Annotated in this window: 7 protein-coding genes; 1 reads left to right on the forward strand and 6 read right to left on the reverse strand. The window is 42.6% G+C overall.

The features are described 5' to 3' along the window. Positions 1–8: 8 nt before the first annotated feature. The 4 genes from LCH52_15230 to LCH52_15245 form a co-directional block, all read right to left on the reverse strand. Entirely contained in the window at positions 9–848 is an 840-nt protein-coding gene (locus LCH52_15230) for a phytoene/squalene synthase family protein (GenBank protein ID MCA0389840.1), read from the reverse strand. Next, complete coding sequence (gene crtI / locus LCH52_15235) at positions 835–2,319, reverse strand: phytoene desaturase (protein MCA0389841.1); 1,485 nt, start codon at positions 2,317–2,319, stop codon at positions 835–837. The genes LCH52_15230 and crtI overlap by 14 nt, the downstream gene beginning before the upstream one ends. A gap of 84 nt (positions 2,320–2,403) precedes the next feature. Next, the gene (locus tag LCH52_15240; GenBank protein MCA0389842.1) at positions 2,404–3,879 is read right to left on the reverse strand and encodes an NAD(P)/FAD-dependent oxidoreductase; all 1,476 of its coding nucleotides are present in this window, start codon (positions 3,877–3,879) and stop codon (positions 2,404–2,406) included. Beyond that, the gene (locus tag LCH52_15245) at positions 3,876–4,259 is read right to left on the reverse strand and encodes a DUF2203 domain-containing protein (GenBank protein ID MCA0389843.1); all 384 of its coding nucleotides are present in this window, start codon (positions 4,257–4,259) and stop codon (positions 3,876–3,878) included. The genes LCH52_15240 and LCH52_15245 overlap by 4 nt, the downstream gene beginning before the upstream one ends. Positions 4,260–4,332: 73 nt before the next feature. Here LCH52_15245 and LCH52_15250 point away from each other — a divergent pair, with 73 nt between their 5' ends. After that, positions 4,333–5,295, forward strand: a complete 963-nt coding sequence (locus LCH52_15250) for a YpdA family putative bacillithiol disulfide reductase (protein ID MCA0389844.1) — start codon at positions 4,333–4,335, stop codon at positions 5,293–5,295. A 36-nt stretch (positions 5,296–5,331) separates the two neighbouring features. Here LCH52_15250 and LCH52_15255 read toward each other — a convergent pair whose 3' ends face one another. Together LCH52_15255 and rmuC are read right to left on the reverse strand one after the other, a co-directional pair. Next, on the reverse strand, positions 5,332–5,607 hold the full coding sequence (locus LCH52_15255; protein ID MCA0389845.1) for a hypothetical protein: 276 nt from the start codon (positions 5,605–5,607) through the stop codon (positions 5,332–5,334). Between the two features lie 29 nt (positions 5,608–5,636). Continuing rightward, positions 5,637–7,043 carry a DNA recombination protein RmuC gene (rmuC, locus tag LCH52_15260; protein ID MCA0389846.1) on the reverse strand — a complete coding sequence of 469 codons (1,407 nt, stop codon included), beginning with the start codon at positions 7,041–7,043 and terminating at the stop codon, positions 5,637–5,639. Positions 7,044–7,308 lie beyond the last annotated feature (265 nt).

Consider the following 7,308-nt stretch of genomic DNA (forward strand, 5'->3'; position numbering starts at 1 on the left):
AATACTCTTTAACAAGTCTTTAAAACCTTTACTTCTATTATCGATTTTGTAAGCAACAACAATTTTACAGGATCAGGTACTCTCGTTCTTTCCTTCATCAGGTGTTGCACTTTTTTCGAACAGATTTTATCAAACAATTTTATGTAATAAAGATACGCCGAGTAAACACCCAACCTGACTCCGGGCGGGAGTTTTCTTATTCCTTCGAGTGAAAGTTTGAATTCGGCTCTTATGGAATCTTCCAAAAGCTTTTTGTTTTCATCATCGATTCCATGCTCTGAATCAACATTCGGAAGATAGATTCTTCCTCTCTCGTCGATATCAGATTTAATGTCTCTCAGGAAGTTTACCTTCTGAAATGCTGAACCAAGTGCTCTTGCGGGTTCGAGTAACTGCTTAAACATTTCATCATCACCCTCTGTGAAAACCCTGAGGCACATCAGCCCCACTACCTCTGCAGATCCGTAAATATATTCATCATACTTTTTCTCTTCGTAGTAGTTATTGTAGAGGTCCATTTCCATACTGTCAAGAAAAGCATCAATATATTCACGATCAATTTTGTATTTATTCACCACTTCCTGAAAAGCGTGCAGAATCGGATTGGTGGAAACTCCCCGCTCAATCGCCTTATAGGTTTCTTCTCTGAATTCACAGAGGAGGGTTTGTTTATCATGTCCATGAAAAGTGTCAACTATTTCATCAGCAAGCCTCACATAACCATAGACCGAGTAGATTGGCTCGCGGAATCTCTTTTCAAAAGCAAGTATCCCCAAACTGAATGAGGTGGAATACTCCTTTGTGAAAAGGGAAGAAGTTCTTGCGCAAATGCTGCTATAAAATTCCATAGTCTTTCTCTAATCTTTCCATTACAAGTTTTGAGCTTATCACAACCATCGGTAATCCGGTGCCCGGCGTAGTCGAAGCACCAACATAATACAAATTGTCAAATTTTTCATCTTTGTTTTTTGGTCTGAATGCGCCAACCTGATCCATGTCATGCGCCAGCCCAAGTCCCGATCCTTTGTAGAGGTTGAAAGCTTTTTCCCACTCTACAGGGTCCATTATTTTTTTGGTGATAATGTTGCCGGAAATATCATACCCGACTCTCTGTGATAGATCATCTATGATGTTCTGAGCAAGTTCTTCCCTGTCATCCCAGTTTTTCTTGTACCTGAGATCGGGCACAGGACAAAGAATAAATATATTTTCGCACCCCTCCGGAGCACAATCAGGAAATGACTTTGAGGAGACATTCACATAGTAATAAGGTTTCTGCGGCGATATGGAAGATGTGAAGATTGTGTCTGCATATCCTCTAAAATTACTGCCGAGGAAATAGTTGTGATGCTCCAGATTCGGTATCTGTCCCTTAACCCCAAGATAAATTGTGAAAGGTGCCAGAGTCCAGTGCATCTTGTCAAGTCTTTCATCCGAGAATTTTGGTCTGCCAAGCACTCTCCCTCTGAACGATGCCGCATCAGCATTTGCAATGAAGATGTCTGCTTCCCATTTTTTTCCTGTCGAGTCAACCATTCCTGTCACAGAACCGTTGTTTTCCTCCACTCCGGTTATCTCGGTATTGTAAACAATTTCAACTCCTCTTTCTTCAAGAAGTTTTAAAAGTTCATCAACTAATTTATACATTCCCCCCTTAACTTTCCAATATCCGTTGTGCCTCATCTCAGTATAATTGAGAAGTGAATAAACAGAGGGGGTTTGAAATGGTGTCGAACCAAGAAAAAAAGCCACCAGAGAAAAGATAACCCTAACTTCTTCCGATTCAAAGGTCTTCCCAACCTCGCTCCACATCGTTTTGAAAAGATATGGAAGATGCTTCATCGGAACACCTGTCAGCTTGAGTACATATTCCAGTTTGTTGTCGAAGTTGGATTTTACAACTTTCCCCTCGGTATCATGGAAGAACTCACCGGCTCTTTTTAAATACTTATCAGCTTTTTCTGCGAGATTCGGTTCAAGTCCTTCGAACTCCTTTTCGAGTTTCTTCAGATCTTTGAATATTCTGTATGGTTTGGGATTCCCCTCAAAGTAAACCGTGTAGAGGGGATCGAGCTCCTGCATGGTAACCGGATTTTTTATCCCGCACGATTCGAAAAGTTCATCCAGTTCATAAGTCATACTCATGAAAGAGGGTCCCACATCAAATGTGAACCCGTCCATTTTCAACTGGTTGAGTCTGCCACCGGCTTTGTTGAACTTCTCAATTATCGTAACTTTGTGACCTTTCGACGAAAGCCTTAAAGCGGCGGATAATCCACCGAGTCCCGAGCCGATAATTACAACATTCTTCTTTTGCATTTCTCTGTTTATTTCTTTATCTGATAACAGTTTAACCTTCAGAGAAAAAATTAAGTTCAAAACTTCGACAAAAAAATAATTTGTCTAATCTTTGTCTAATATTCTCTTGACAATGTTCATAGCGCCTGTGGTCACGGCTACTGTTCCCTGCCCGGGAAATACGGTATCCCCTGTGTTGTAGAAGCCCTTAAATGGTGTAACACCTGAGTGCATTTTCAACAGATTATTCTTCACCGAGTGAGGAACCCCGCCGACAAGTCCTCTGTGTCTAAAAGTGTACCGCTCAAAGGTGGATGGTGTGCCAAACTCAACAAATTGTTTATTATTCGCCATTCCCGGGAAAGCCTCATCAAATTTCGACAGTATGAAATTCCCTGTTTCATTTTTTCTTCTCTCATACTCCTGACGATCGATTCCTCTCCAGTTTTCGGACTTTGTATGAAGCGATATGGTTACACTTTTCATCCTTGTCGGCGCTTTTTGTTGATCGTCAGCAAGCGATAATGTTACAAAAAAGGATTTTGATTCACAATGTGGCACCCCCTCAGGTAGATGAATCTGCCAGTAGGCAGTTTTTACATCCTCATCAAAAGGATAGTCAAAAGCAAAATTCACCATAAACGCACCCCATGCATCCGAACTGTCGGGAAGTGATTTCACAAAATATTCTTTCATCTCATTTGAGGTGATCTCAGGAATGTTCCAAAGAGGGATGTTGGTAATCACTCCGGCTGACCGGTATTCTGAGCCGTCGGAGGTTTTCACCAGATAACCGTCTGCATTTTTCTCTATGGCAACAACCCGTTTTTTATATTTTATTTCGCCTCCGAATGCTCTAAACTTTTTTTCAATCTCTTTTGCAGGAAAGAAAAGGCCACCGTAAGGGTAATATGTTTCGGCAGGATAAGCCAGCCCGAGAGCTGCAGTCAGAAATGGAGAATCTCCGGCAGTATTCTGGGTGGTAATCAACAGTTGCTCATCAATAAAGCTTCTGAAGAGGGGGTCTTTGTCCAATCCGAACTTTTTCATTACCTTCTCAACAGGCTTAAAAAGGTACGGAAGCAGCGGCAAGCCCTTCAGATTTGACGGTTTTGCAAGGGAAAGCAGATCCCCCGGTGAGACAGGAGGAATTCGACTGTTGTTTCCGATTAGTGAATAGCCGGTCCTGTCAATCCGGTGAACAAGCTCCCAGAATTCCCGTAAACGGGGAAGTTTGAAAAAGCGCTCAGTCTCAGCAATCCACTTGTCAAGATCAGCGTGTCTGACCAATTCCCTGTCACCAAATTTAATAATCATCCCCGGATCAAGCTTTTTTACTTTCGGTTCAATACCGAGTTCATTAAACATCCTTTGCATCGGTTGTCCGGCAGCCATACCGCTCAAGGTGGTGGCACCCGCATCAAACAGTATCCCTTTTCTCGAATAGAATGATGCACACCCGCCGGGCACTGTATGAGCTTCGAGAAGCAATACTCTCTTCCCCGCCTTTGCCAAAAGTGCCGCAGCAACAAGACCGCCATACCCGGCACCGATGACTATATGATCAAACTTCCGAATCATAAATCGAGATAACCTGCAGGAATTTCTTTTCTGCCTCTAAAGCCGTCATTCAGTCCGTGATAGAATTTTATGTCATCTTCATCACTCCTCCAGCAAAGCAGCACCTCTTCTCCGTTGATTACGGAAGGGAAATCAACAAGTCCGAACTCAAAATTCCAGTCCTTGAAGAAGCAACCAATCTCAGAAAGCTCCTCTATGTACGCGAGAATATTATCTTTCTTAAGCTCGATTCTCTCTTCAATTTCAGGAGTTTTTTCTTCAGTTTTAAGAAGTGATTTCAGTTCCCTCCCTTCAACCAAAATGTCATCCACAATTTTTCTTACAAGAGGAAGTGTCTTTTTTGCTTCAAGAGGGGTAAAATATTTAATTTCTGTTTCCATTCTCTTTACCTGATTTTGATTCGCGAATTTTATGTATAATTGTAACAAAAGAATTTGGAAAAATATTCAACTCATGAAATATGATGTACTGATTATCGGTGCGGGACCGATAGGACTCGCCTGTGCAATTGAAGCTAAAAGGAATGGACTCACATACAAGGTGATCGAAAAAGGCTGCCTTGTGAACTCCATTTTCAATTATCCCGTGAACATGACATTCTTCTCTACTTCAGAAAGACTCGAAATCGGGGAAGTACCGTTCATTTCACACGGCACAAAACCCACGAGAAGTGAAGCTCTCGAATATTACAGAAGAGTGGCTGAATCATGGAAACTCGATATCAATCTTTACGAAAGGGTATCCAATGTCTCCGGCACAATCGGGGATTTCACCGTAAAGACTGATAAAGGTGTTTACGCTTCCAGAGTTGTAATCGTCTCAACAGGCTTCTACGATTTCCCCAACCTGATGAACATTCCCGGAGAGGAACTTCCAAAGGTAAAGCACTACTACGATGACCCGCATCTCTACGCAAACATGGATGTGGTGGTAATCGGTGGTGGAAACTCCGCGGTGGATGTGGCGCTCGAAACTTTTCGCAAGGGTGCCCGGGTGTCCATGGTGGTCAAAAATCAGGAAATTGACAAAGGTGTGAAATACTGGGTAAGACCCGATATCGAAAACAGAATAAAAGACGGCAGTATCATCTCATATTTCAACTCAAGTGTGGTTGAAATCAAGCCGGATAGCGTGGCAATCTCCACCCCTGATGGTGAAAAGGAATTAAAAAACGATTTCGTTCTCGCCATGACGGGTTACCGCCCTGATTACGACTTCCTCACTCGAATCGGCATCGCAACTATCGATCCCGTTACTATGGAACCACAGTATGACAACACAACTTTCCAGACCAATATCCCGGGAATTTTCCTCGCAGGTGTAGTCTGCTGCGGACAGGAAACCAGAAAATGGTTCATCGAAAATTCACGATACCATGCAACAAACATCTTTGTGTATATCAAAGGGATACTGTGACCACTAACCCGGTCTAAACTGTTTCAGAATTCAGGATCATTCTTCTACAGGATAATTTCCGTAAAAATCTGTGATATCAAACCAGATTTCTTCACTATTTCCATCCTCAAACTGCAGTACCATCATATCGTAGCTTTTATCGCCATGATGGTGGAGAGATTGTCTAACCATCTTCACTTCCTGCCCCAATTGATTGGACAGCAGCCTTAAAAACTCATACTCGGCGCCAATTCCCTCAACTCCGTCTTCTGCGCCCGTAATTTTAATTGCCTGTTCTCTGGTCTTACCCGATCCGCCTGTGTATTTTATCATGACAATACTCCTTTGTTTATAAAGTTAATTTAATTTTCTTCTTCTTCAGGGATGTCTTCGTCACTGCCCTTGAGTTTTTTTGTATCCAAACCTCCTAGCCTTGCGATTTCAGAACCCCGGGATACAAGGTTTCCTCTGCCGTTCTTCAACTGACCATCTGCTTCACCAAACAGTCGTTGTGCCTTGTCGATGGACCTTCCCACCTCTTCAAATTTGCCGATAAATCCTTCCAGTTTATTCACGAAACTCTGTGCCTTGTTTGCAATCAAAACTGCGTTCTGATTCCTTTTCTCCGTTTTCCAGATATTCTGGATGGTTTTTAGAGTGACAAACAAGGTTGTCTGAGTAACTATAATGATCCCTTTGTCGAAAGCTTCTGTGTAAATCTCTTTTGCCTCTTTCATCAATATGTTAAAAGCAGGCTCTATCGGTATAAACATTAAAACATAATCAAGAGAGTTTATTCCTTCAAGATTGAAATAGCTTTTATCGCTTAGCATTTTGATGTGCTGCCTGACCGACCTGATATGGTCTTTAAGGAACAACTCCCTTTCTTCTTCATTATCAGTAGCATGGTATTTTTCATATGCCTTAAGCGATGTCTTTACATCCACAACAATTTGCTTGCCACCCGGAAGATAGATTATTGCATCGGGGCGAAATCCCGAACCTTCGGAATTTTTCGTTGAAAACTGGACATCGTATTCACGCCCTTTCTCAAGTCCTGAGGTTTCGAAAATCCGTTCGAGCACCACTTCCCCCCAGTCCCCAAGGGTTTTGTTGTCACCTTTCAAAGCATCGGTCAGGTTTTGTGCCCCCTCACTCAACTGTCTGTTCAGCTCCTGCAGAGCCCTCAACTCGGTTCTCAGGGAAGATCTTTCACGGGTTTCCTCGGTGTAGATATTCTCCACCCTCGTTTTGAACTCGGTTATGTTTTCTTTGAAAGGTTTCAGGAGGGATTCGAGGTTTTGTCGGCTCAGCTCTGTAAACGACTGGTTTTTGGATTCAAATATCCGGTTGGCGATATTCTCAAATTCTTTGGTGAGGGCTTCCTTCGCTTCTTTTAACTCCACAAGACGAAGCTCAAAACTCTCCTTTTCCGAGATGTAGCGTTCATTCAAAGCCGCATTTTGGGCTTTTAAATTTTTATATGTCTCCTGAAGCGATTTTACTTCTTCTTCAAGCATGGGAACCCGGCGGGCACTCTCTTCATATCTCCCTTTTTCCGATTCCAGTCTGCGAAGCTGGTCATTGTAAATGCCTCTCTCCTTGTCAAGCTGTGTCTTAAGAGTTGCAGCTTCATTTTCAGACCTGCTGCTCTTCTCCGCGAGCACTGCCATCTCGCTCTGAACACCCGATTTTTTAGCACTCGCTATCAGGTATCCGATAATCAGTCCCAGTATCAACCCAACAACTAAAAAAATTATCGTTTCCATCTCTCCTCCATTGTTATTTCAACGCTTTTGCTACCCATATGTCGCCACAAGGGCTCTTTCAAAGGTGGTCGCCATTTTTCTACCCACTTGTCGCCACAAGGGCTCTTTCAGGTCAGCTCATAGTTCATAGATCATAGTTGTTATGTTAAAAAGCAATAGGAGCACCCAAGTTTTCTTCATTTTCTGCACAAATTTCGTTTATATATTCGCTTTGTCCTCTTAGTTACCGAAAGGGTGGACATAGAATCTCCATGAGGGTGTCAAG

The organism is Bacteroidota bacterium, from assembly GCA_020161395.1.
GTDB lineage: Bacteria > Bacteroidota > Ignavibacteria > Ignavibacteriales > Ignavibacteriaceae > UTCHB3.

Excerpts from the sequence above, each read along its gene's own strand:
- LCH52_15245 (MCA0389843.1), bottom strand. The coding sequence starts at position 4,259 with ATGGAAACAGAAATTAAATATTTTACCCCTCTTGAAGCAAAAAAGACA.
- LCH52_15250 (MCA0389844.1), top strand. The coding sequence starts at position 4,333 with ATGAAATATGATGTACTGATTATCGGTGCGGGACCGATAGGACTCGCC.
- crtI (MCA0389841.1), bottom strand. The coding sequence starts at position 2,319 with ATGCAAAAGAAGAATGTTGTAATTATCGGCTCGGGACTCGGTGGATTA.
- LCH52_15255 (MCA0389845.1), bottom strand. The coding sequence starts at position 5,607 with ATGATAAAATACACAGGCGGATCGGGTAAGACCAGAGAACAGGCAATT.
- rmuC (MCA0389846.1), bottom strand. The coding sequence starts at position 7,043 with ATGGAAACGATAATTTTTTTAGTTGTTGGGTTGATACTGGGACTGATT.
- LCH52_15230 (MCA0389840.1), bottom strand. The coding sequence starts at position 848 with ATGGAATTTTATAGCAGCATTTGCGCAAGAACTTCTTCCCTTTTCACA.
- LCH52_15240 (MCA0389842.1), bottom strand. The coding sequence starts at position 3,879 with ATGATTCGGAAGTTTGATCATATAGTCATCGGTGCCGGGTATGGCGGT.